The sequence below is a fragment of the Pseudomonadota bacterium genome, assembly GCA_041395565.1.
Taxonomy (GTDB): domain Bacteria; phylum Pseudomonadota; class Gammaproteobacteria; order UBA9214; family UBA9214; genus UBA9214.
The window spans coordinates 135,976-158,773 of sequence record JAWLAI010000006.1 but is presented as its reverse complement, the minus strand read 5'-3'; the positions used below and the strand labels follow the sequence as shown (position 1 = coordinate 158,773).

The following is a 22,798-nucleotide window of genomic DNA, read 5'->3' as shown; positions in this document are numbered from 1 at the left end:
TTCTTTGGCGGAGCAAAGAAAAGTGCCTCGCCCCGGTGGGGCGAAAGCTTCATCTATGATTTAAAAACTTGTATTTTGAATTGATTGCGTGATGTTGAGGCAATTCAATACATGAGTTCACAACAACAAACCAATGGCCTCCGCATCGTCATGGCCCAGCTCGACTTCCTGGTCGGCGCCATCGACGCCAATGCGCGCCGGATCCTGGCGGCCTGCACGGAGGCGCGTGATCGGCATGCAGCCGACGTCGTGGTGTTTCCGGAGCTGGCCCTGACCGGTTACCCGCCGGAGGATCTGCTGTTCCGCCCGCATTTCATGGAACACGTGCAGGCGGCGCTCGAGCGCCTGTGCGGGCGGATCCACGGCATCACCGCCATCATCGGCGCGCCGTTGCTCGAAGGCCGGCTGCTGTACAACGCCGCGCTGGTGTGCCGCGACGGGGCGATCGTCGCGCAGTACAAGAAACAGCTGCTGCCGAACTACAGCGTGTTCGACGAGAAACGCTACTTCACGCCGGGCGGGCAACCTTGTGTCGTCATGCTGGGCGAGCTGCCCGTCGGCATTACCATCTGCGAGGATATCTGGCAGGCGGCGCCGGCCGCCCAGGCCGCGGCGGCCGGCGCGCGCGTGCTGATCAACCTCAATGCCTCGCCGTTCCACGCCGGCAAGCGCGACGAGCGCGAACAGGTGCTCGCCGCGCGCGCGCGGGAGAACGCCCTGCCCATCATCTACGTCAATCTGGTCGGCGGCCAGGACGAACTGGTATTCGACGGCGGGTCGTTCGTGGTCGATGCGCAAGGCCAGGTCACGCAGCATGCCCCGGCCTGCGTGGAGGGACTGTATCCGGTCGACATCGCCGCTGCCGCGGTGCCGCTTCCCGCGGCCTGTGCGCCACGCCAGGTCACGGAGGCGGCGGTCTACGAGGTGCTGGTCCTGGGCGTGCGCGACTATATCCGCAAGAACGGTTTCGACGGGGCGGTGCTGGGTCTGTCCGGCGGCGTGGATTCGGCGCTGACGCTGACGCTGGCGGTGGACGCCATCGGCGCGGGGCAGGTGGAGGCCGTCATGATGCCGTCACGCTATACCGCGGCGATGAGCCTGGAAGACGCGCGTGCCGAGGCCACGGCTCTGGGCGTGCAGTACCGGGAGATCCCCATCGAGCGGCCCTTTGCGAGTTTTCTCGAGGTGCTCGCGCCGGCATTCGCGGGTTTGCCCGCGGACACCACGGAGGAGAACATCCAGGCACGCTGCCGCGGCATCATCCTCATGGCGTTTTCGAACAAGCAGCGCCGCATCCTGCTCACCACCGGCAACAAGAGCGAGATGTCGGTCGGCTATGCCACCCTCTACGGCGACATGGCCGGCGGGTTCGCGCCGCTCAAGGACGTGCCGAAACTGCTCGTCTACCGGCTGGCGCGTTACCGCAACGCACAAGGCGCGGTGATCCCGCAGCGGGTGCTGGACCGCCCGCCGTCCGCGGAGCTCGCCCCGGACCAGAAGGACAGCGACAGCCTGCCGCCCTATGCGATCCTGGACCCGATCCTGGAGCGTTATATCGAACGCGACATGAGCGTGGAGCGCATCGTGGCCGACGGTTTCGACGCCGCGGTGGTCAGGCGTGTCGCCACCCTGGTCGACCGCAACGAATACAAGCGCCGCCAGGCGCCGCCCGGGGTGCGGATCACCCAGCGGGCGTTCGGGCGCGACCGCCGCTACCCGATCACCAGCGGTTACCAGAACTTCCAGAATGAGGGCGACTGATCGGCCCGATAGCCGCCGGGCGCGTCCAGCCGGGCGAGCTCCGGATGCTCGGGGTAGTTGAGACGGAGCACCTTGAGGGCGTCCGCAGCCAGGTCGTTGGCCCCGAGTATGCGGTAGGCGCGCACCATGTACACCAGGGCCTCGGGCACGGCCGGTGTCCGCTGGTAGTTCTCGATCACGTACTTGGCGCGGTTGGCCGCGGCGATATAGGCCTTGCGGCGCATATAGTAATCTGCGACGTGCAGTTCATGCTCGGCCATGCTGTTGCGCAGATGGATCATGCGCTGGGCGGCGTCACGCGTGTAGATGCTGTCCGGGTAGCGCAGCACGAGCTGGTTGAAATCATCATAGGCCGCGCGCATGGTATAGGTGTCGCGCTCGGTCGGGTCCTGCGGCAGGATCTTGTCCACCAGCGAGCGGCCGCGGTTGTAGTTGACCAGGCCCTTCAGGTACCAGGCGTAATCCACGTTCTGGTGGCGCGGGTAGATCTTGATGAAACGGTCGGCGGCCGCGATGGCCAGGTCCGGTTCCTCGAACTTGTAGTAGGCGTAGGCGATCTCGAGCTGTGCCTGCTGGGCATACTGCCCGAACGGGTAGCGGGCCTCCAGGCTCTCGAAGTACTTGATCGCCTGTTCGTAGTTCTTCTGACCGAGTTCCTCCTTGGCCGCGGTGTAGAGCTGGTTGGCGGACCAGTCCTTGGTCTTGTCGATCTGCTCGGGCAGGAGCGAACAGCCGCCGGTGACCAGCAGCAGGGCGGCGAGAAACAGACTCGTCAGGCGCATGAGTTGTGGTGTATGTCAGAATGTTCCGGAAGCGGATGCCGCGAGAGTATAACCCAATATCGACGAACGCATGATGTCGACCGTAGAGCTGCAGCTGATCATACCCGAGTCGCGGCGCGGCCAGCGTCTCGACCTGGCGCTGGCCGCGCTGGTGCCCGACTATTCCCGCGCGCGCCTGCAGCAATGGATCCGGGCCGGTCAGGTCATGCTGGACGGGCGCGTGGCACAGGTGCGCGAGAAGGTCCGGGGCGGCGAGGCCGTGCACATCGCGGCAGCGCTGCCCGAGGACACGTCCGCCGCGCCGGAGGCGATCGCACTCGAGGTGGTGCATGCCGATCCGGACCTGCTGGTCATCAACAAGCCGGCCGGCCTGGTGGTGCACCCGGCGGCCGGCAATCCGGCCGGCACCCTGCTCAATGCCCTGCTGCATTACGACCCGGGGCTGGCGCTGCTGCCGCGCGCGGGTATCGTGCACCGGCTCGACAAGTCGACCAGCGGCCTGCTGGTGATCGCACGCAACCTCACCGCCCACAAGCGGCTGGTCGAGGCGCTCGCCGCCCGCGACGTCACCCGGGAGTACCTGTGCGTGGTGAACACGGTGCTCACCGGCGGCGGCACCATCGACGCGCCGATAGGCCGGCACCCGGTCGACCGCAAGCGCATGGCGGTGACCGCGGGTGGCAAGCCGGCGGTCACCCACTACCGGGTCGAGGCGCGCTACCGGGCCCACACCCTGGTCCGCGTCAGCCTGGAAACCGGCCGTACCCACCAGATCCGCGTACACATGGCGCACCAGCATACGCCACTGGTCGGCGATCCCGTTTATGGCGGCCGCCTGCGCCTGCCGGCCAGTGCCGGCACGGCCCTGCAGGCGGCATTGACGGCTTTCCGGCGTCAGGCGCTGCATGCGACCCGGTTGGAACTCCGGCATCCGGCCAGCGGGGCGTGGGTCGGTTGGGAGGTGGGGGTGCCTCAGGACATGGAGCGACTTATCAATGTGTTACGTGAAGATGCTGAGGAACTGGCCAACGGTGGCTGAGGGACGTCCAGTGAAATGTGCGAATTGTTATCAACAAAACGTATGAATTACATAAACATGAAATTCAATTCTCGGAAACTACCTGATGTCGGATGACTGGCTGCTGCCCGAGTGGGAGGCGCCGCCAGCGGTGTATGCCGTCACGACCACGCGCCATGGCGGGGTGAGTACCGGTCTGTGGGCGAGCATGAACCCCGCCAGCCACGTCGGCGACGATCCTGCGGCCGTGCTGGCCAACCGGGCGTGTCTGCGCACGGCGCTGGGGTTGCCGGGTGAGCCGGTCTGGCTCCGGCAGGTCCACGGGGTCCGGGTGGTCGAGGCCGGGCGGGACGGGGTCGAGCCGGAGGCCGATGCCGCCTGGACCGGCCGGCCGGGCGTCGTCTGTGCCGTGCTCACTGCCGACTGCCTGCCAGTCGTCTTCGCCGATCGCGGGGCGCGCTGCGTGGCGGTCGCGCATGCCGGTTGGCGCGGGCTGGCCGCCGGCGTGCTGGAGGCCACCGTGGCGCAGTTGCCGGTACCGGCGGCCGACCTGGTGACCTGGCTGGGACCGGCCATCGGTCCGGCGGCCTTCGAGGTGGGTGCGGAGGTGCGCGATGTATTCATGGCGCAGGATGCCCGGGCGGGTGCCGCCTTCGCGCCGGGCGCGGACGGTCGCTGGTACGCCGATCTGTACGGGCTGGCACGCCAGCGACTCGCGGCCTGCGGGGTGCCGGCAGTGCAGGGCGGTGGTTGGTGTACCTACAGCGATGCCGCGCGCTTCTATTCCTACCGCCGGGATGGCACGACCGGGCGCATGGCCACGCTGGTCTGGCTGGCGGGTCCGTGAGGGGGTGCGTATCATGACCGCCTCCCGCTACCGCGAGACCGGTTAATGTCGCTGCTCACCTGGATCGTCCTATTCTGTCTGCTCGGCGGGGTCCTCAGCGTGCTGGCCGCCGCGGTGTTCCTGGTGCTCAGCGAGCCGCTGCGCAATCGACTGCTGCCGCACCTGGTCAGCTTCGCGACCGGCACGTTGCTCGGTGCCGCACTGCTCGGACTGTTGCCGCATGCGCTGGAAGGTGTCGCGGGCCGTGATGTCCACGCCATTCCGCTGGCGGTGTTGCTGGGGCTGCTGGGATTCTTCCTGCTGGAAAAGCTGGTGCTGTGGCGCCACTGCCATGCCGATCACTGCGAAGTGCACGTGCCCGATGAGCGGCACGACCACGCCCAGCGCCGCTCCACCGGCACCCTGATCCTGATCGGCGACGGCCTGCACAATTTCCTCGATGGCATCCTCATCGCCGGTGCCTTTCTCACCGACCTGCACCTCGGCGTCGTCACCAGCCTGGCCGTGGCGGCTCACGAGATTCCGCAGGAGGTGGGGGATTTCGCGGTGCTGCTGCATGGCGGCTTCACGCGTGGCCGCGCCTTCGTCTACAACGTCCTCTCCAGTCTGACGACGGTCGTCGGCGGCGTCCTGGCCTGGTTCGCCCTGCAGGAGATGGAAGCGATCCTGCCCTACGTACTCGCGGTGGCGGCTTCGAGCTTCATCTACATCGCCGTGGCCGACCTGATCCCAACGCTGCACCGGCGCGTCGAGGGTGTGGCCACGGTGCAGCAGGTGACCCTGATCGCACTCGGGGTGCTGCTGATCTACGCGACCCATTCGACCCTGCACTGAGTGCTGCAGCGCTGCCGGGCGGGCTTGAAAACCGCCGCTAACCCCCCAATCTGGGAGGTAACTACCGATTACAGCCGCGGAGGCATTCATTCATGCGTATGGACAAGATGACCAGCAAGTTCCAGCAGGCACTGGCGGAGGCCCAGAGCCTGGCGGTGGGGCGCGACCACCAGTTCATCGAGCCGGCCCACCTGATGACGGCGCTGCTGGACCAGGAGGGCGGTACCGTCCGCCACCTGCTGGCGCAGTCCGACGTCAACGTCAACCTGCTGCGCTCGAAGCTCGGCGAGATGCTGGACCAGATGCCGCAGGTGCAGGGCGCAGCCGGCGACGTGCACGTGTCCAACGATCTCGGCCGCCTGCTGAACGTGACCGACAAGCTGGCCCAGCAGCGCAAGGACAGCTACATCTCGAGCGAGCTGTTCGTGCTGGCCGCGCTGGAGGACAAGGGCAGTCTCGGCGAGTTGCTGCGCAAGGCCGGCGCCAGCAAGGGGCTCATCGAGCAGTCGATCGACAAGCTGCGCGGCGGCCAGAAGGTGGACGATCCGAATGCCGAGGACCAGCGCCAGGCGCTGGAGAAGTACACCATCGACATGACCGAGCGTGCCGAGCAGGGCAAGCTCGACCCGGTGATCGGCCGCGACGACGAGATCCGCCGCACCGTGCAGGTGCTGCAGCGCCGCACCAAGAACAATCCCGTGCTGATCGGCGAACCCGGCGTGGGCAAGACCGCGATCGTCGAGGGCCTCGCCCAGCGCATCGTCAACGGCGAGGTGCCGGAAGGCCTCAAGGGCAAACGCCTGCTGTCCCTGGACATGGGCGCACTGATCGCGGGCGCCAAGTTCCGCGGCGAGTTCGAGGAGCGCCTCAAGGCGGTACTCAACGACCTGTCCAAGCAGGAAGGCCAGATCATCCTGTTCATCGACGAGCTGCACACCATGGTGGGCGCAGGCAAGGCGGAGGGCGCCATGGACGCCGGCAACATGCTCAGCCGGCGCTGGCGCGCGGCGAGCTGCACTGCGTGGGCGCCACCACGCTGGATGAATACCGCAAGTACGTGGAGAAGGATGCCGCCCTGGAGCGGCGCTTCCAGAAGGTACTGGTGGACGAGCCGAGCGTGGAGGACACCATCGCCATACTGCGCGGACTCAAGGAACGCTACGAGGTGCACCACGGCGTCGAGATCACCGACCCGGCCATCGTCGCCGCGGCCACGCTGTCGCACCGCTATATCACCGACCGCCAGCTGCCGGACAAGGCCATCGACCTGGTCGACGAGGCCGCCAGCCGCATCCGCATGGAAATCGATTCCAAGCCCGAGGCGATGGACCGCCTGGAACGCCGCCTGATCCAGCTCAAGATCGAGCGCGAGGCACTGAAGAAGGAAACCGACGAGGCCTCGAGAAAACGCCTGGAGGCGCTGCAGGGCGAGATCAATACCCTGGAGCGCGAGTTCTCCGACCTGGAAGAGATCTGGAAATCGGAGAAGGCGGCGGTGCAGGGCGCCAGCCACATCAAGGAGGAACTGGAGCGCGCGCGCATGGAGTTCGAGACCGCGCAGCGTGCGGGCGATCTCGCCCGCGCGGGCGAGCTGCAGTACGGCCGCATCCCGGAGCTGGTGAAGCAGCTGGCCGCGGCCGAGGGCGCCGAGACGCACGAGATGCAGCTCCTGCGCAACAAGGTGACCGACGAGGAGATCGCCGAGGTGGTGTCCAAGTGGACCGGCATCCCGGTCTCCAAGATGCTCGAGGGCGAGCGCGACAAGCTGCTGCGCATGGAAGCGATGTTGCAGCAGCGTGTGGTCGGCCAGAGCGAGGCGGTACGCGTGGTTTCCGACGCCATCCGCCGCAGCCGCGCCGGGCTCTCGGATCCGAACCGGCCGAACGGCTCCTTCCTGTTCCTCGGCCCCACCGGTGTGGGCAAAACCGAGCTCACCAAGTCACTCGCGGCCTTCCTGTTCGATACCGAGGAGGCGATGGTGCGCATCGACATGTCCGAGTTCATGGAAAAGCACTCGGTCGCACGCCTGATCGGCGCACCGCCCGGGTATGTCGGTTACGAGGAGGGCGGTTATCTGACCGAGGCCGTGCGCCGCAAGCCCTACTCGGTGATCCTGCTCGACGAGGTCGAGAAGGCGCATCCGGACGTGTTCAACGTGCTGTTGCAGGTGCTCGACGACGGGCGCCTGACCGACGGCCAGGGGCGCACCGTGGACTTCCGCAACACCGTGATCGTGATGACCTCCAACCTGGGCAGCCAGATGATCCAGGAATTGTCCGGGGAAGAGAACTACGCCAGGATGAAAGCGGCGGTGATGGACGTGGTGGCCGGGCACTTCCGGCCCGAGTTCATCAACCGCATCGACGACGTGGTCGTGTTCCACCCGCTCGGCCGCGAGCAGATCCGCGCCATCGCCGACCTGCAGATCGACATCCTGCGGCGGCGGCTGGCGGAGCGCGAGATCGGCCTGGAGCTGACCGACGCCGCGCTCGACCGTATCGGCGAGGCCGGCTTCGACCCGGTGTACGGTGCCCGTCCGCTCAAGCGTGCCATCCAGGTCCAGCTGGAGAATCCACTGGCGCAGGAGATCCTGGCCGGCCGCTTCGGTCCCGGCGACGTGGTGCACGTGGATGTCAGCGGCGCGGGCCTGGGCTTCACCGCCAGCGGCGGTGCCGCGGTGTCGGCGGCGTAACAACCCGGCTCGCGTCAAGGCGCGAAGAACATCTTAAATTCTCCCGCCTCGGAGTTCTCAGGGGGTACAGAGCCGGATTACGTCGGCAGGCGCGGACCGCGGCGAACACCGGTGGCACGACGTTCGCGCATGCGAACGCGCGCCTACACCCGGTACAGCAGCCGGTCGAGCAGGCGCGTCGACAACAGGCGTTTGAGGGTGCCGAACAGGTAGGTCGGGAAGGTCACGTAGTAGCGCGGTCGCGGGCGCGGGCTTTCCACGGCGTGCACCAGTCTTTTCAGCACCGCCTCCGGCGGCAGCGTGAAGGGTACGGCCGGTCCTGCCTTTTCCAGCCGCTGTTCCATGCGCGCGTACGCGTCCCGGTGCACGCTCTGTGCGGCATCGATGTTGCGCCGGTAGGCGGCGAAGGCGTTGGCGCGGAAGCGGCTCTCGACGGGTCCCGGTTCGATCAGCGCGACGTGGATGCCGCTGCCGCGCAACTCCAGGCGCAGGGTATCGGCGAGGCCCTCGATGGCGTACTTGCTCGCGATGTAGGCGCCACGGTAACGCAGTGCGACGAAGCCCAGCACCGAGCTGTTGTAGACGATGCGGCCATGCCCCTGGGCACGCATCACCGGCAGCAGCCGGCGGGTGAGTTCGTGCCAGCCCAGCACGTTGGTTTCGAACTGGTCCCGCAACACGTCCCGTGACAGGTCTTCCACCGCGCCGGGCTGGCCGTAGGCGCCATTGTTGAACAGGGCGGCGAGCCGGCCGCCGCCGCGTGCCAGCACGGTATCGACCGCGGCATGGATCGAGCCGCTGTCGGCGAGATCGAGCGGCAGGCTTTCCAGGCCCTCGGCAGCGAGTCGTTCCACGTCGGCCGGCTTGCGCGCGCTGGCGAATACACGCCAGCCGCGCGCCCTGAGACCGCGCGCGCAGCACAGGCCGATGCCCGAGGAGCAGCCGGTGATGAGTATGGTGCGTTCCTGCATGGTGTACCTGCCGGGTTGCCGTTACAGGCGACTGATTATCCAGAAAAATATAAACCATGCGAGCGGACCTTGCGGCAGGCCGCCGACGGCGGCGGGCAGGAAAAAACTTGTCTGTACCGGGCGCATTCCTTAGTATCTCCGCGTTATTCAACAAGAATCATCCGCCGCATTCGGATGGCTACGCAATTTCAGGAGGGGAGTGAATGAACAACAAGCATTTGACAGCCATGCTCGCGGGCACCCTGTTTGCCGCCATGGCGCAGCAGGCGCTCGCCGCCAAGGGGCCGGAATACACCTATGCCGAACTCGGCTACATCAACCTGGATGCCGACCAGACCAGCGGCGACGGTGGCGGCCTGAATATCTCCTTCGGCGTGACGGACCATATCTTCCTCAAGTTCGGCTATGCGCGCGAGTTCATCGAGGAATCCGGCTCGTCGCTGAAATATGACGCGGACCTCTTCCAGATCGGCGGTGGCATGCATTACGGGATCACCGATACCATCGACGTGCTCGGCACCGTGAGCTATCTCGATGCCGAATACTCCAACGGCGTGCCGACGAACTCCGACGAAGGCTACCTGGCCGAGCTCGGCGTGCGCGCCATGCTGACCAAGGCGCTGGAGCTGAACGCGACCCTCTCCGCCGTGCAGCTCGACGGCGAGGACGATATCGGCTACGGCGTCGGCGCCGTCTTCGACATCACCAAGAACCTGGCGCTGGTCGGTAACTACAACCGCCTCGACGACGCCAAGGCGAACGAATTCTTCGTCGGCATGCGCATGGAGTTCTAGCCGCCGCGTCACGCACTCCCGTGAAACCCGCCGCCCGGCGGGTTTCGTTTTTCCGGGGCTGCCCTGCGGCCTCAGCCGGCGCCGGTGTCCCCGGCCGCTTCCAGTTCCCGCTGCTCTTCCTGCTGCAGGGCCCACAGTTTCGCGTAGACACCGTCCTGCGCCAGCAGGGCCTGGTGCACGCCGGCCTCGATGATGCGGCCGGCCTCCATGACCAGGATGCGGTCGGCGTCGACGATGGTGGAGAGGCGATGCGCGATCACCAGGCTGGTGTGGTGCGCCGCCGCGCCGCGCAGCGCCTCCAGGATCTGCTGCTCGGAGCGCGAATCCAGGCTCGATGTGGCCTCGTCGAACACCAGGATGCGCGGGTTCTTGAGGATGGCACGGGCGATGGCGACGCGCTGCTTCTCGCCGCCGGAGAGCTTCAGGCCGCGTTCCCCCACCACGGTATCGTAACCCTGCGGCAGCGAGGTGATGAAGGCATGCAGGTTGGCCAGGCGCGCTGCGCGCTCCACCTCCGCGCTGCTCGCGCCCGGCCTGGCATAGGCGATGTTGTAGTGCAGTGATTCGTTGAACAGCACCGTGTCCTGCGGCACGATGCCGATCGCCTCGCGCAGGCTGTCCTGGCCGACCCTGCGGATGTCCTGGCCGTTGATCAGGATGCGCCCGTCACTGACGTCGTAGAAACGGAACAGCAGGCGCGCGATGGTCGACTTGCCGGCCCCGCTCGGTCCGACGATGGCGACCTTCTGTCCCGGCGCGACGCTGAAGCTGACGTCGTGCAGGATCGGGCGCGCGGGATCGTAGGCGAAGGAGACGTGCTCGAAGCGGATCTCGCCGCGGCCGGGGTCGAGCGCGGGGGCGCCCGGGCGGTCGGTGATTTCCGGCGTGCGCTCCAGCACCTCGAACATCAGGTGCATGTCGGCGAGCGCGTGCTTGAGCTGGCTGTAGACCACGCCGAGGAAATTGAGCGGGATGAACAGCTGCAGCAGGAAGGCGTTGACCAGCACCAGGTCGCCGAGCGTCATCCGGCCCGCGACCACGCCCTGTGCCGCGAGCAGCATGAGCAGCGTCACGCCCGCGGCGATGATCGCGGCCTGGCCGAAGTTGAGCACCGAGAGCGAGGTCTGGCTGCTGACCGCCGCCTGTTCCCAGTCCTGCAGGGTATCGTCGTAGCGCCGCAGCTCGTAGGCCTCGTTGCCGAAGTACTTCACCGTCTCGTAGTTGAGCAGGCTGTCGATGGCCTGGGTGTTGGCACGCGAGTCCAGCGCATTCATGCTGATGCGGTACTTCATGCGCCACTCGGTAATGGTCATGGTGAAGGCGATGTAGACGACCACGGCGACGAAGGTGACCACGGCGAACCACGCGTCGTAGCGCACCAGCAGGATGCCGGCGATCATGGCGATCTCCACCAGGGTGGGGATGATGCTGAACACCATGTAGTTCATCAGCGAGCTGACGCTGCTGGTGCCGCGCTCGATGTCGCGCGAGAGTCCGCCGGTCTTGCGCTCCAGGTGGAAGCGCAGCGACAGCCGGTGCAGGTGCTCCAGCACCTTGAGCGAAACCTGGCGCATGGCCCCGTGGCGCACGCGGGCGAAGACCGAGTCGCGCAGTTCGTTGAACAGCGTGCTGGCGAGCTTGAGCGCGCCATAACCGAGCAGCAGACCCAGCGGCAGCGCCAGCGCCGCCTGCTTGCTGCTGTCCAGGCTGTCGACGATCTCCTTCAGCACCAGCGGCACGCCGACGTTGGCGACCTTCGCCAGCACCAGGGCGCCGAGCGCGAGCAGCACGCGGCCGCGGTAGGCCCACAGGAACGGCGCCAGCGCACGCAGGGTGCGGATGTCGTAACCGGTGGTGCCCGGCATGTCGGTCTGTCGGCGGGTACGCATGAGGATCGCGGGCGCAGGGGAGTCGGGGGCTATTCTCACAGAATCGGGCCGCCGGGGGTACCGCGACCGCGGCCCGGCCCGTTTCCAGGCCGCGCACGGCCTGTATATAATGCGCCAGCCTGAATACCGGGCCGGAGTACGGGAATACGCTCATGCCGATCTACGAATACCAGTGTGCCGCCTGCGGGCACACCTTCGATACCCTGCAGAAGATCAGCGAGCCGCCGTTGACCCGCTGCCCGGCGTGCGGGGAGGAGACGCTGAAAAAGCTGATCTCGCCCGCCGGTTTCCGCCTCAAGGGCGGCGGCTGGTACGAGACCGACTTCAAGACCGGCAGCAAGAAAAACGTGGCCGGGGCGGAGAAGCCGGCCGCGGGCGGCGCGGACAAGCCGTCCAAGGACGGCGCGAAGGCGGCCGGCGGCACGTCCAAACCCAAGCCCAAAACCTGAATCGGATCAGTCTGATATTGCGCCTTTACGCGCAAGCCCGTACCATTTCACGCTTTGCAACGCCCGCGACACCGGAAGCCAGCCATGCGCAGTCATTATTGTGGTGAAATCGACACGACCCACCTCGACCGGGAGGTGACCCTGTGCGGCTGGGTGCACCGCCGGCGCGACCACGGCGGGGTGATCTTCATCGACCTGCGCGATTACCGCGGGCTGGTGCAGGTGGTCTTCGATCCCGATGCCGCCGCGACCTTCGCCACCGCCGAGCGGGTGCGCAGCGAGTACGTCCTGCAGGTCACCGGCCGGGTCCGGCGGCGCCCGGCGGGCACCGAGAACCCGGACATGCCGACCGGCGCGGTGGAGGTGTTCGGCACCGCCCTGACCGTGCTGAACAGCGCGGAGACCCCGCCCTTCCAGCTCGACGAGACCGACGTCAGCGAGGAGAACCGGCTGCGCTACCGCTACATCGACCTGCGCCGGCCGCAGATGCAGGAGCGCCTGCGCATGCGCGCGCAGATCACCCGCGCCATGCGCAACTATCTCGATGCGCACGGTTTCATCGACGTCGAGACCCCGGTGCTGACACGCTCCACGCCGGAGGGTGCGCGCGATTACCTGGTGCCGAGCCGCACCCATCCGGGCGAGTTCTTCGCCTTGCCGCAGTCGCCGCAGCTGTTCAAGCAGCTGCTGATGATGGGCGGCGTCGACCGCTACTACCAGATCGCGCGCTGTTTCCGTGACGAGGACCTGCGCGCCGACCGCCAGCCGGAATTCACCCAGCTCGATATCGAGACTTCGTTCCTAGTAGAAGACGACATCATGGGCATCACCGAGACCATGGTGCGCGGACTGTTCCGCGACGTGATCGGCGTGACGCTGCCCGCAGCCTTCCCGCGCATGACCTACCACGAGGCCGTGCGTCGCTACGGCACCGACCGGCCCGACCTGCGCATCCCGCTGGAGCTGGTCGATCTCGGCGACCTGATGCAGCAGGTGGAGTTCAAGGTGTTCTCCGGTCCGGCCAACGACCCGAACGGGCGCATCGCCGCGCTGCGCGTGCCGGGCGGCGGCGAGATCAGCCGCAAGGACATCGACGACTACACCAAGTACGTCGGCAAGTACGGCGCCAAGGGCCTGGCCTACATCAAGGTCAACGACGTCGCGGCCGGGCGCGAGGGCCTGCAGTCGCCGATCCTGAAATTCCTGCCCGACGCGGTGGTCGCCGAACTCGTCGCGCGCACCGGCGTCGTCAACGGCGACCTGGTGTTCTTCGGCGCCGACAAGACGAAGATCGTCAACGAGTCGCTCGGCGCGCTGCGCGTGAAGCTCGGGCACGACCTCGGCATGCTCGAGGGCGAATGGAGGCCGTTGTGGGTGGTCGACTTCCCCATGTTCGAGCGTGACGAGAAGGCCAACCGCTGGATGGCGCTGCACCACCCGTTCACCGCGCCGCAGCTCGAGAACCCGGAAGAGCTGGCCTTCGAGCCGGGCAGCGTGCTCTCGCGGGCCTACGACATGGTGCTGAACGGCACCGAGCTCGGCGGCGGCTCCATCCGTATCCACCGCACCGACATGCAGGAGGCGGTGCTGCACCTGCTCGGCATCGGCGAACAGGAGGCGCGCGACAAGTTCGGCTTCCTGCTCGATGCGCTGAAATTCGGCTGCCCGCCGCACGGCGGTATCGCCTTCGGTCTCGACCGCCTGGTGATGCTGATGGCCGGTGCGCAATCCATCCGCGAGGTGATGGCCTTCCCGAAGACGCAGACCGCGTCCTGCCCGCTCACCAACGCGCCGTCCGCCGTGGCGCCGGGCCAGCTGATCGAGCTCGGCATCCACCTGCGCAAGCCGCCGGCACTGGAATCCTGAGCGCGCGCGGGGCGCCCGCAGGCGCCGGCATTGCGCTTCCGGCCGGTGACTGATGCACCGGTGTGCGCGGATCCCTGTATCCGGCAGAACCCGTCTCAAAATTGGAACATCCTGCGGCGGCCAAGTTTTTCGTCATTCCGGCGCAGGCCCGGATCCAGTATCTCGCGGGTTTTCTGGATGCCCGCCTGCGCGGGCATGACGATGTAAGAATGCTTGCGCCAATTTTGAGATAGGTTCTAGTAACCGCGAGGCTGACACATGAAAAAAAACCTCCTGCTGTTGCTGGCCGTGACCGCCGTGACGTTGCTGGTCGCCCTCGGCCTGATCCGCAAGCTGGCGCCCGGCCTGCTCGGCGGGCGGCCCGTGGATCTCGAACTGGTGCAGCTCGACGAACAGCTGCCCGCCTTCTACCGGGGCGTGTTCCGCGACCGGCTGGCCGGCAGCCGGGAGTTCCTGCTCAAGGATCCGCTGACCAAGGTGCGGGCGCTGCCGTTTTATCCGCCCGAACCCGCGCTCGGTCCGCACGACGTGCTGGGATTCCGCAATGCCGCGGTGCCGGTGGCGGCGGACATCGTCACCATCGGCGACAGCATGACCTACGGCAACAACGCGCCGCTGGAGGAGAACTGGCCGTCCTGGATGCTGCAGGCACTGCAGCGCGAGGATGCGAACCTCTACAACATGTCCACCGGCGGCTGGGCGGCGGTGCAGTACCTGGACATGCTGAGCTATGCGGCGGCCTTCCGTCCCTATGTCGTCGTGGTCGCCTTCTATACCGGCAACGACCCGCTCGAGACCCTGCAGCTGGTGCAGGGCAACGAGAACTGGCACTGGCTGCGCGAGCGCGCCGGCATCGCCGCCGGCGTTTCGCTGGCGGGGTTGCCGGAAGTCTCGCTCGACGTCCCGCCCGAGGAACGCTGGCCGGTGTCCTTCGCCGACGGGGTCAGCACCGTGTTCACGCCGCAGCTGCGCCTGATCGCCAATACGGAGCATCCCGGCGTCGAGGCCGGCTATGCGCTGATGGCCGAGGTCGGCCGCTTGCTGGCGGAACGGGCACGGAAGCTGGACGTGCAGCTGGTCTTCACCATCATTCCGACCAAGGAGCTGGTTTACGCGCAGAAGGTGGCAGCGGAGCAGCTGGCCGCGCCGGCGCCGTACCAGGCGCTGGTCACGGCCGAGTCCGGCCGGATCGCCGTCCTGGCCGCGGCGCTCCAGGCCGTGGCGGGGGCCCGCTACGTCGACGTCGTCGCGCCGCTGCAGCAGGCCGCGCTCGGCGCTGCCGCGCTGTATCCCGCTGACACCAACGGCCACCCGTTCCCGGCCGGCTACCGGGTGATCGGGACCGCGCTGGCCGCTGCCGTGGCCGGCATGGTGCCGGCGCCGGCCCGCGGCCTGTACGGATACGCGCAAGACAACTCGATCTACCTGAGCCTGGTCAACGACGAGGGACTCTGGTACTTCAAGTCGGAAGCGTTCGTCGAACAGAACGGCTGGCCGGCAGGGGAGATCGCCATGCTCAGTGCGCGGCAGGTCCTGCGGCTGCCGTTCCGGGGCGTGATCGACTCGGTCGATCCGCAGCGCTTCGGTCCGGCCTGCTGTCCGGGTTAGCGCATGACCGGGCCGGAGGCGTCGATACCGCCGGGCAGCGCGCAATGCTAGAATGCCGGCAATTTGCGGCATGAGGTAGCAGTTACATGGCAGGACACAGTAAATGGGCGAACATCCAGCATCGCAAGAATGCCCAGGATGCCAAGCGCGGCAAGCTGTTCACCAAGCTCATCCGCGAGATCACCGTCGCCGCGCGCATGGGTGACCCGGACCCGGCTTCCAATCCGCGCCTGCGAGTGGCCGTCGACAAGGCGCTGACCGCCAACATGACCAAGGACACCATCGAGCGCGCGATCAAGCGCGGCGCTGGCGCCGCGGAGGGCGAGAATTACGAAGAGGTGCGCTACGAGGGCTACGGCCCGGGCGGCGTCGCGGTCATGGTCGACTGCATGACCGACAACCGCAACCGTACCGTGGCCGAGGTGCGCCATGCCTTCACCAAGGCCGGCGGCAATCTCGGTACCGACGGCTCGGTGGCCTACCAGTTCACCAAGTCCGGCGTGCTGAGCTATCCGCAGGGCACCGACGAGGACCGGCTCATGGAGGCCGCGCTGGAGGCGGGCGCCGATGACGTGCGCGGCTACGACGACGGTTCCTTCGACGTGCTGACCCAGCCGGACCAGTTCATCGAGGTGCGCGAGGCGATGGTCGGCGCCGGGCTGGAGCCCGAGCAGGCCGAGATCACCATGCGCGCCGACAACACCATCGCGCTGGAGCTGGAAGACGCGGAGAAAATGGTGCGCATGCTGGAGCGGCTGGAGGATCTGGACGACGTGCAGGCGGTCTATTCCAACGCCGACATTGCCGAGGACATCCTGGCACAGCTGGCGTAGGCGGCGCGGCGTCAGCCCGGGAGCAGGCTGCGCGGACACGGTCCGTGCCTGCGGATGGCATCGATTGCGGCTGGGGGACATTGATGCAAAACGGCAATCTGCACACACGGGGGCGTGGGCGCCGGACATGACGCGCATCCTCGGCATCGATCCCGGTTCCCGGGTGACGGGCTATGGCATCGTCGACCAGGACGGCCAGCGTCTGACCTATGTCGCCAGTGGCTGTATCCGCGCCAAGGGCGACACCCTGGCCGTCCGGCTCGGCATCATCCTGAACGGGGTGGCGCAGATCATCAGCGAATACCGTCCCGACGAAATGGCCATCGAGCGCGTGTTCATCAACCGCAACGCCGATTCCGCGCTCAAGCTCGGCCAGGCGCGTGGCGCGGCCATCTGCGCCGCCGTGCAGCATGCGCTGCCCGTCGACGAATACGCGCCGCGCGAGATCAAGCAGGCCGTCACCGGCACGGGCGCGGCGACCAAGGAGCAGGTGCAGCACATGATGTGCGTGCTGCTCGCACTGCGGGGTACGCCGCCGAGCGATGCCGCCGATGCGCTCGGTATCGCCATCTGCCACGGCCATCACCGCCAGACGCGGCGCCGGCTGCAGGCCGCGCCCGCGCTGCGCGAGGTGCGACCGTGATCGGGCGGCTCTGCGGTCGCCTGCTCGACAAGCAGCCGCCGACGCTGCTGCTCGACGTGCAGGGCGTCGGCTACGAGGTCGACGCGCCCATGACCACCTTCTTCGCGCTGCCGCCGATCGGTCACGAGGTCACCCTCTACACCCACCTGGCGGTGCGCGAGGACGCGCACACCCTGTACGGTTTCGCGCGGCTGTCCGACCGCACGCTGTTCCGCCACCTCCTCAAGGTCAACGGCGTCGGCGCCCGGCTCGCGCTCGGCATCCTCTCGGGCATGGACGCCGGCCAGTTCATCGCCTGCGTCCAGGCCGGCGACGCCCAGGCGCTGGTGCGCCTGCCCGGCATCGGCAAGAAGACCGCCGAGCGGCTGATCATCGAACTGCGCGACCGCCTGGCCGCCGAGGCCGGCACGCTGCCAGTCGCGGCGGGGACGCCCGCGCCGGTGGCGGCGAGCCCGGTCGAGGACGCGGTCAGCGCCCTGGTCGGGCTCGGTTACAAGCCGCAGGAGGCGAGCCGCATGGTGCGGGCACTAGACGCCAAGGATTTGTCGTCCGAGGAGCTCATCCGCCGTGCCCTGCAAGCGGCGGTATCCTAGGGGCCGCCGATTAAACCGGAACTTCCCGTCATTGCGAGCGCAGCGACGCAATCTCATACTATGAACCAGCCAGTTGGGGATCGCCGCGGAATGCAGCGCCGTGCAACGACGCATGACTCGGGTTTCCCTGGCTTGATTACTGCAGCAGCCTCACGGACACTAGCCCATCATGATTGAAGCCGACCGCCTGGTGACCCCCAAGGGTTCGCGCGAGGACGAGGTGCTCGACCGTACCGTCCGGCCGCAGCGCCTGGCCGACTACGTGGGACAGCCGCAGGTCGCCGAACAGATGGAGATCTTCATCCAGGCGGCACGCGGCCGCGGCGACGCGCTCGACCACACCCTGATCTTCGGTCCGCCGGGGCTCGGCAAGACCACGCTCGCGCACATCATCGCCAACGAGATCGGCGCCAACCTGCGCCACACCTCCGGGCCGGTGCTGGAACGCCCCGGCGACCTCGCCGCGCTGCTGACCAACCTCGAGCCCAACGACGTGCTGTTCGTGGACGAGATCCACCGCCTGAGCCCGGTGGTGGAGGAGATCCTGTATCCGGCGATGGAGGACTTCCAGCTCGACATCGTGATCGGCGAGGGGCCGGCGGCGCGTTCCATCAAGCTCGACCTGCCGCCATTCACCCTGGTCGGCGCGACCACGCGCGCGGGACTGCTGACCTCGCCGCTGCGCGACCGTTTCGGGATCGTGCAGCGCCTGGAGTTCTACAACAGGCAGGACCTGGCCACGATCCTGGTGCGCGCCGCCGGCATCCTCGGTATCGGCATCGACGCCGCGGGCGCTCTGGAACTGGCGCGCCGCTCGCGCGGCACGCCGCGCATCGCCAACCGCCTGCTGCGCCGGGTGCGGGACTACGCCGAGGTGAAGGCGGAGGGTTTCATCACGCGCGCGGTGGCCGCGGCGGCGATGGATCTGCTCAATGTCGACGAGGCCGGTTTCGACACCCAGGACCGCAAGCTGCTCACGACCATCATCGAGAAGTTCGGCGGCGGCCCGGTCGGCGTGGACAACCTGTCCGCCGCCATCGGCGAGGAGCGCGGCACCATCGAGGACGTGCTGGAACCGTACCTGATCCAGCAGGGCTATCTCATGCGCACGCCGCGCGGCCGCGTTGCCACGCGCAATGCCTACCTGCACTGCGGGCTGACGCCGCCGGCGCACCAGATTGGGGATGCGCTTGCACTGTTCGAGGCCAACACCAGCGGAGACGGCGCACGTTGAAATCCGCTCTGTCGCTGTATCCCGACAGCTTGACACACCGCCTGCATGACAACACCATCTCGCATCGGAATTTATTGGGTTTTCCGGTGTCACTAACGGTTTGGTTCGAGGGGAACCCGTGACCGGATTCCAGTGGCGCGTGCGCGTCTACTACGAGGATACCGACAGTGGCGGTGTGGTCTACTACGCCAATTACCTGCGCTTCATGGAGCGCGCGCGGACCGAGTGGATGCGCGCGCGCGGCTACGAACAGGACTGGCTGCGGGCGGAGCACGGCCTGCTGTTCGCCGTGCGTTCCGTACATGTCGAGTATCTGCTGCCGGCGCGGTTCAACGCGCAGCTCGACGTGAGCGTCGTCGTGCAGGAGGTCGGTCGTGCCAGCCTGACCTTCCGCCAGGACATCACGCACGCCGACGATCTGCGTCTGCTGTGCAGCGGCACGGTGCGGATCGCCTGCGTCGATGCGGACACATTCCGGCCGAAACCGCTACCCGATTTCATCCTCAAGGAGCTCTGAATGTCGACGGACATGTCGTTTTTCCACCTGATCATGGGCGCCAGCACGGTGGTCAAGTTGGTCATGCTGCTGTTGCTCGGTGTGTCCATGGCGAGCTGGACCATGATCTTCCGGCGGCGCTCGGCGCTCAAGGCGGCGCAGGCCGCGGCAGACGCCTTCGAGGACCGCTTCTGGTCGGGCGGCGACCTGGCCGCGCTGTACCGCGAGATCTCGGCGCGGCCGGACGAGGCCATCGGCATGGCCGGCATCTTCCAGGCCGGCTTCAGCGAATTCGCGCGCCTGCGCAAGCAGACCGGCAGCGATTCGCGCAGCGTGGTGGAGGGCGCGCAGCGCGTCATGCGCGTGGTGCTATCGCGCGAGACCGACGACCTCGAGACGCACCTGTCCTTTCTCGCCACGGTCGGTTCCACCAGTCCCTACGTCGGCCTGTTCGGCACGGTCTGGGGCATCATGAATTCCTTCCGCGGCCTGGGCAACGCGCAGCAGGCGACGCTGTCGATGGTGGCGCCTGGCATCGCCGAGGCGCTGATCGCCACGGCCATGGGTCTGTTCGCGGCGATACCCGCGGTCATCGCCTACAACCGTTATTCCAACGACGTGGAACGGCTGATCAACCGCTATGACAATTTCCTGGAGGAATTCTCCACCATCCTGCACCGCCAGGCACAGCCCGAGCGGGCCGCCTGACCGAGCGTAGACCATGGCCCGCAACCGCGTACGCAAGAAGCCGATGGCCGACATCAACGTCGTGCCCTACATCGACGTGATGCTGGTGATGCTCGTCATCTTCATGGTGACCGCACCGCTGCTCACCCAGGGCGTGAGCGTGGAGCTGCCGCAGGCGGATGCCGAGCCGGTGCCCGACCAGGACAACGAGCCGCTGGTGGTCAGTGTCGACGCCGCCGGCAACATGTATCTCAACGTGGGCGATGCACCCGAACGTCCCGTCGACGGCGCCACGCTGGTCAACAACATCGCGGCCGTACTGCGGCGCCAGCCCGGCAAGAGCGTGCTGGTGCGCGGCGACCACAGCGTGGACTACGGCGCGGTGGTTGCGACACTGGTGCTGTTGCAGCAGGCGGAGATTCCCAAGGTCGGTCTCGTGACGGAACCGCCGGAGCGTTGAGCGCCGTTTATGCTGGCAATCTGGAAGGCCATTCGCGAGAGCCCGCGCGCCGTAACCTATGCGGTGCTGATGCACCTGGTGCTGCTGGCGCTGCTGATCATCGGCCTGGACTGGACGCCGAAGATCGCGCGCCCGCCCGGGGTGAAGGTGCCGATCGAGGCGGAGCTGGTCAGCGAGGATCCGCTGAAGCAGATCGAGCAGCGCAAGCAGGAAGAGGCGCGCCGGCAGGAGCAGCTCCGCCAGCAGCAGGCGGAGGCCGCGGCGAAACAGCAGGCGGAGGCGAAGGCCAAGGCGGCGGCGGAGGCGAAGCAGCAGGCGGCAGCGGAGGCGAAGGCCAAGGCGGCGGCGGAGGCGAAGCAGCAGGCGGCAGCGGAGGCGAAGGCCAAGGCGGCGGCCGAGGCTAAGCAGAAGGCGGCAGCGGAGGCCAAGGCGAAGGCCGCGGCGGAGGCAAAGCAGAAGGCGGACGCGGAAGCCAAGGCGAAGGCCGCGGCGGAGGCCAAAGCCAAGGCGGCAGCGGAGGCCAAGGCCAAGGCGGCTGCCGAGGCGAAGCGCAAGGCCGAGGAGGCGGCGCGCCGCGAGGCGGAGGCCGCGCTGCAGGCCCAGCTGGCGGAAGAGGCGGAACAGCGCCGGGCACTGAGTGAACTGGAGAAATTCATTCCGTACATACAGCAGAAGGTGCAGCGCAACTGGATCCGCCCGCCCGGCAGCCCCGAGGGTCTGGTGTGCGTGGTGAACGTGCGCCTGATCCCGGGTGGTGAGGTCGTCGGCGCGCGCGTGGTGCAGAGCAGCGGCGACCCCGTGTTCGACCGCTCGGTCGAATCGGCGGTGCTCAAGGCCTCGCCGCTGCCCATGCCGAGCGATGCGACCCTGTTCAAGCATTTCCGCGAGATCAATTTCAAATTCAATCCAGGACGATAGGAACCGGACCAGCCATGCGAGTCACACGAATCACGGTACTGTTGCTGTTAGCGCTCATCACGGGACCGGCGCGCAGCGCGCTCACCATCGAGATCACCCAGGGCATCGAAGGCGCGGTGCCGATCGCCGTGGTGCCGTTCGGCTGGAGCGGCGCCGGCCCGGCGCCGGAGAACATCTCCGCCATTATCGGCGCCGACCTCAACCGCAGCGGCCGCTTCGAATCGCTGCCGGACCGCGATCTGGTGGCGCACCCGACCGAGGCCACCCAGGTGCAGTTCCAGAACTGGCGCATGGTCAACGTCGACTACCTGGTGATCGGCAAGATCGTGCCCGCCGGCACCGGCAATTTCGACGTCCAGTTCCAGCTGTTCGACGTGTTCCGCGGCCAGCAGCTGATCGGCTTCAGCTTTCCGACCGCGCAGCGTGATCTGCGGCGTGTGGCGCACCACATCAGCGACCTCATCTACAAGGAGATCACCGGCGAGCGCGGCGCGTTCAACACCCAGATCGCCTATGTCACCGCCAGCGGCAGCGGCAAGAACAAGACCTACACCCTGCTGGTCGCCGATTCCGACGGCTACAACCCGCAGACCATCCTGACCTCGCAGCAGCCGCTGATGTCGCCGTCCTGGTCGCCGGATGCGCGCCGCGTGGCCTACGTGACGTTCGAGAACAAGACTGCGGAGATCTACACCCAGGAGGTCGGCACCGGTACGCGGCGCAAGATCGCCTCGTTCAAGGGCATCAACGGCGCGCCGTCCTGGTCACCGGACGGCCGGCAGCTGGCGCTGACGCTCTCGCGCGACGGCAACCCGGAGATCTATGTGCTGGATGTGAACGGCGGCAACCTGCGGCGCCTGACCAACAATGCCGCCATCGACACCGAACCCACCTGGATGCCGGACGGGCGCAGCCTCGTGTTCACTTCCGACCGCGGCGGCTCGCCGCAGCTCTACCGCATGGCCGTCAGCGGCGGCAGCGCGCAACGCCTGACCTTCGATGGCAACTACAATGCCGGTGCCGACGTCTCGCCGGACGGGAGTAAGATCGCGCTGGTGCACGGGGAGGGCGGGCGTTACCAGATCGCCGTTTACGACCTGCAGACGCGGCGCCTGCGCGTACTGACCGACGGCAGCCTGGACGAGTCGCCCAGTTTCGCGCCCAACGGCAGTATGATTATCTACGCCACCGGCTACGGCAACCGCGAGGTGCTGGCCGCGGTGTCGGTGGACGGCCGCTTCAAACAGCGGTTTTCGCTGACGGCCGGCAACGTGCGCGAACCGGCGTGGTCCCCGTACGCGGAGTGAGGACGTGCCGGATCCTGCAGCAGCGCAACGCATGGCCGCTTCGGGCTTCCTGCCCTCTCGCGGCACTGGTACGTCCATGTACGGTGCGCGAACTGCGTACTGCGCAGCAGCGTGTA

At 67.3% G+C, this 22,798-nt stretch carries 20 protein-coding genes and 1 pseudogene; 18 read left to right on the top strand and 3 right to left on the bottom strand.

The features are described 5' to 3' along the window. The first annotated feature begins 111 nt into the window (after window positions 1-111). Entirely contained in the window at window positions 112-1,761 is a 1,650-nt protein-coding gene (locus R3F42_10490) for an NAD+ synthase (GenBank protein ID MEZ5542461.1), read from the top strand. Here the strand turns inward: R3F42_10490 and R3F42_10485 are convergent. Continuing rightward, window positions 1,731-2,543, bottom strand: coding sequence for an outer membrane protein assembly factor BamD (locus R3F42_10485; protein ID MEZ5542460.1), 813 nt, complete (start codon window positions 2,541-2,543; stop codon window positions 1,731-1,733). The genes R3F42_10490 and R3F42_10485 overlap by 31 nt on opposite strands. 70 nt (window positions 2,544-2,613) lie before the next feature. Here R3F42_10485 and rluD point away from each other — a divergent pair, with 70 nt between their 5' ends. From rluD to clpB, 4 genes and pseudogenes are all read left to right on the top strand, one after another. Continuing rightward, complete coding sequence (gene rluD / locus R3F42_10480) at window positions 2,614-3,582, top strand: 23S rRNA pseudouridine(1911/1915/1917) synthase RluD (protein ID MEZ5542459.1); 969 nt, start codon at window positions 2,614-2,616, stop codon at window positions 3,580-3,582. A gap of 85 nt (window positions 3,583-3,667) precedes the next feature. Then, window positions 3,668-4,408 carry a peptidoglycan editing factor PgeF gene (pgeF, locus tag R3F42_10475; protein ID MEZ5542458.1) on the top strand — a complete coding sequence of 247 codons (741 nt, stop codon included), beginning with the start codon at window positions 3,668-3,670 and terminating at the stop codon, window positions 4,406-4,408. Window positions 4,409-4,453: 45 nt separating this feature from the next. Next, on the top strand, window positions 4,454-5,242 hold the full coding sequence (locus R3F42_10470) for a ZIP family metal transporter (GenBank protein ID MEZ5542457.1): 789 nt from the start codon (window positions 4,454-4,456) through the stop codon (window positions 5,240-5,242). Window positions 5,243-5,340: 98 nt separating this feature from the next. Then, window positions 5,341-7,934 (top strand): annotated as a pseudogene (gene clpB, locus R3F42_10465) (ATP-dependent chaperone ClpB). Between the two features lie 143 nt (window positions 7,935-8,077). On the opposite strand, the gene R3F42_10460 reads toward clpB, so the two are convergent. Then, on the bottom strand, window positions 8,078-8,905 hold the full coding sequence (locus R3F42_10460; GenBank protein ID MEZ5542456.1) for an SDR family oxidoreductase: 828 nt from the start codon (window positions 8,903-8,905) through the stop codon (window positions 8,078-8,080). 203 nt (window positions 8,906-9,108) lie between these two features. Here R3F42_10460 and R3F42_10455 point away from each other — a divergent pair, with 203 nt between their 5' ends. Further along, the gene (locus tag R3F42_10455) at window positions 9,109-9,699 is read left to right on the top strand and encodes an outer membrane beta-barrel protein (protein ID MEZ5542455.1); all 591 of its coding nucleotides are present in this window, start codon (window positions 9,109-9,111) and stop codon (window positions 9,697-9,699) included. A 71-nt stretch (window positions 9,700-9,770) separates the two neighbouring features. Here R3F42_10455 and R3F42_10450 read toward each other — a convergent pair whose 3' ends face one another. Further along, window positions 9,771-11,588: an ABC transporter ATP-binding protein/permease gene (locus R3F42_10450; GenBank protein MEZ5542454.1), complete on the bottom strand. Its 1,818-nt coding sequence runs from the start codon at window positions 11,586-11,588 to the stop codon at window positions 9,771-9,773. A 152-nt stretch (window positions 11,589-11,740) separates the two neighbouring features. On the opposite strand from R3F42_10450, the gene R3F42_10445 reads away from it, so the two are divergent. The 12 genes from R3F42_10445 (at window position 11,741) to tolB (ending at window position 22,682) form a co-directional block, all read left to right on the top strand. Continuing rightward, window positions 11,741-12,037, top strand: coding sequence for a zinc ribbon domain-containing protein (locus tag R3F42_10445; protein MEZ5542453.1), 297 nt, complete (start codon window positions 11,741-11,743; stop codon window positions 12,035-12,037). A gap of 84 nt (window positions 12,038-12,121) precedes the next feature. Next, window positions 12,122-13,903: an aspartate--tRNA ligase gene (gene aspS / locus R3F42_10440; GenBank protein ID MEZ5542452.1), complete on the top strand. Its 1,782-nt coding sequence runs from the start codon at window positions 12,122-12,124 to the stop codon at window positions 13,901-13,903. A gap of 258 nt (window positions 13,904-14,161) precedes the next feature. Then, the gene (locus R3F42_10435; protein MEZ5542451.1) at window positions 14,162-15,511 is read left to right on the top strand and encodes an SGNH/GDSL hydrolase family protein; all 1,350 of its coding nucleotides are present in this window, start codon (window positions 14,162-14,164) and stop codon (window positions 15,509-15,511) included. Between the two features lie 86 nt (window positions 15,512-15,597). Further along, on the top strand, window positions 15,598-16,344 hold the full coding sequence (locus R3F42_10430; protein ID MEZ5542450.1) for a YebC/PmpR family DNA-binding transcriptional regulator: 747 nt from the start codon (window positions 15,598-15,600) through the stop codon (window positions 16,342-16,344). Window positions 16,345-16,471: 127 nt separating this feature from the next. Next, window positions 16,472-16,987: a crossover junction endodeoxyribonuclease RuvC gene (gene ruvC, locus R3F42_10425; GenBank protein ID MEZ5542449.1), complete on the top strand. Its 516-nt coding sequence runs from the start codon at window positions 16,472-16,474 to the stop codon at window positions 16,985-16,987. Beyond that, entirely contained in the window at window positions 16,984-17,580 is a 597-nt protein-coding gene (gene ruvA, locus R3F42_10420) for a Holliday junction branch migration protein RuvA (protein ID MEZ5542448.1), read from the top strand. The genes ruvC and ruvA overlap by 4 nt, the downstream gene beginning before the upstream one ends. 169 nt (window positions 17,581-17,749) lie before the next feature. Beyond that, on the top strand, window positions 17,750-18,814 hold the full coding sequence (gene ruvB, locus R3F42_10415; GenBank protein ID MEZ5542447.1) for a Holliday junction branch migration DNA helicase RuvB: 1,065 nt from the start codon (window positions 17,750-17,752) through the stop codon (window positions 18,812-18,814). Window positions 18,815-18,932: 118 nt separating this feature from the next. After that, complete coding sequence (gene ybgC / locus R3F42_10410; GenBank protein MEZ5542446.1) at window positions 18,933-19,331, top strand: tol-pal system-associated acyl-CoA thioesterase; 399 nt, start codon at window positions 18,933-18,935, stop codon at window positions 19,329-19,331. Then, on the top strand, window positions 19,332-20,018 hold the full coding sequence (tolQ, locus tag R3F42_10405; GenBank protein MEZ5542445.1) for a protein TolQ: 687 nt from the start codon (window positions 19,332-19,334) through the stop codon (window positions 20,016-20,018). It begins immediately after the preceding gene. A gap of 13 nt (window positions 20,019-20,031) precedes the next feature. After that, window positions 20,032-20,457, top strand: a complete 426-nt coding sequence (gene tolR, locus R3F42_10400) for a protein TolR (GenBank protein MEZ5542444.1) — start codon at window positions 20,032-20,034, stop codon at window positions 20,455-20,457. 9 nt (window positions 20,458-20,466) lie between these two features. After that, a complete protein-coding gene (gene tolA / locus R3F42_10395) occupies window positions 20,467-21,375 on the top strand; it encodes a cell envelope integrity protein TolA (protein MEZ5542443.1) in 909 nt (302 codons plus the stop codon). 14 nt (window positions 21,376-21,389) lie between these two features. Continuing rightward, on the top strand, window positions 21,390-22,682 hold the full coding sequence (tolB, locus tag R3F42_10390; protein MEZ5542442.1) for a Tol-Pal system beta propeller repeat protein TolB: 1,293 nt from the start codon (window positions 21,390-21,392) through the stop codon (window positions 22,680-22,682). Window positions 22,683-22,798 lie beyond the last annotated feature (116 nt).

What these genes read in the sequence shown, in the direction of transcription:
- R3F42_10455 (MEZ5542455.1), top strand. Translation starts at nt 9,109, where the DNA reads ATGAACAACAAGCATTTGACAGCCATGCTCGCGGGCACCCTGTTTGCC.
- R3F42_10485 (MEZ5542460.1), bottom strand. Translation starts at nt 2,543, where the DNA reads ATGCGCCTGACGAGTCTGTTTCTCGCCGCCCTGCTGCTGGTCACCGGC.
- R3F42_10490 (MEZ5542461.1), top strand. Translation starts at nt 112, where the DNA reads ATGAGTTCACAACAACAAACCAATGGCCTCCGCATCGTCATGGCCCAG.
- R3F42_10470 (MEZ5542457.1), top strand. Translation starts at nt 4,454, where the DNA reads ATGTCGCTGCTCACCTGGATCGTCCTATTCTGTCTGCTCGGCGGGGTC.
- R3F42_10450 (MEZ5542454.1), bottom strand. Translation starts at nt 11,588, where the DNA reads ATGCGTACCCGCCGACAGACCGACATGCCGGGCACCACCGGTTACGAC.
- tolA (MEZ5542443.1), top strand. Translation starts at nt 20,467, where the DNA reads ATGCTGGCAATCTGGAAGGCCATTCGCGAGAGCCCGCGCGCCGTAACC.
- rluD (MEZ5542459.1), top strand. Translation starts at nt 2,614, where the DNA reads ATGATGTCGACCGTAGAGCTGCAGCTGATCATACCCGAGTCGCGGCGC.
- pgeF (MEZ5542458.1), top strand. Translation starts at nt 3,668, where the DNA reads ATGTCGGATGACTGGCTGCTGCCCGAGTGGGAGGCGCCGCCAGCGGTG.
- tolB (MEZ5542442.1), top strand. Translation starts at nt 21,390, where the DNA reads ATGCGAGTCACACGAATCACGGTACTGTTGCTGTTAGCGCTCATCACG.
- R3F42_10460 (MEZ5542456.1), bottom strand. Translation starts at nt 8,905, where the DNA reads ATGCAGGAACGCACCATACTCATCACCGGCTGCTCCTCGGGCATCGGC.
- ruvC (MEZ5542449.1), top strand. Translation starts at nt 16,472, where the DNA reads ATGACGCGCATCCTCGGCATCGATCCCGGTTCCCGGGTGACGGGCTAT.
- tolQ (MEZ5542445.1), top strand. Translation starts at nt 19,332, where the DNA reads ATGTCGACGGACATGTCGTTTTTCCACCTGATCATGGGCGCCAGCACG.
- R3F42_10445 (MEZ5542453.1), top strand. Translation starts at nt 11,741, where the DNA reads ATGCCGATCTACGAATACCAGTGTGCCGCCTGCGGGCACACCTTCGAT.
- R3F42_10430 (MEZ5542450.1), top strand. Translation starts at nt 15,598, where the DNA reads ATGGCAGGACACAGTAAATGGGCGAACATCCAGCATCGCAAGAATGCC.
- tolR (MEZ5542444.1), top strand. Translation starts at nt 20,032, where the DNA reads ATGGCCCGCAACCGCGTACGCAAGAAGCCGATGGCCGACATCAACGTC.
- ruvB (MEZ5542447.1), top strand. Translation starts at nt 17,750, where the DNA reads ATGATTGAAGCCGACCGCCTGGTGACCCCCAAGGGTTCGCGCGAGGAC.
- aspS (MEZ5542452.1), top strand. Translation starts at nt 12,122, where the DNA reads ATGCGCAGTCATTATTGTGGTGAAATCGACACGACCCACCTCGACCGG.
- R3F42_10435 (MEZ5542451.1), top strand. Translation starts at nt 14,162, where the DNA reads ATGAAAAAAAACCTCCTGCTGTTGCTGGCCGTGACCGCCGTGACGTTG.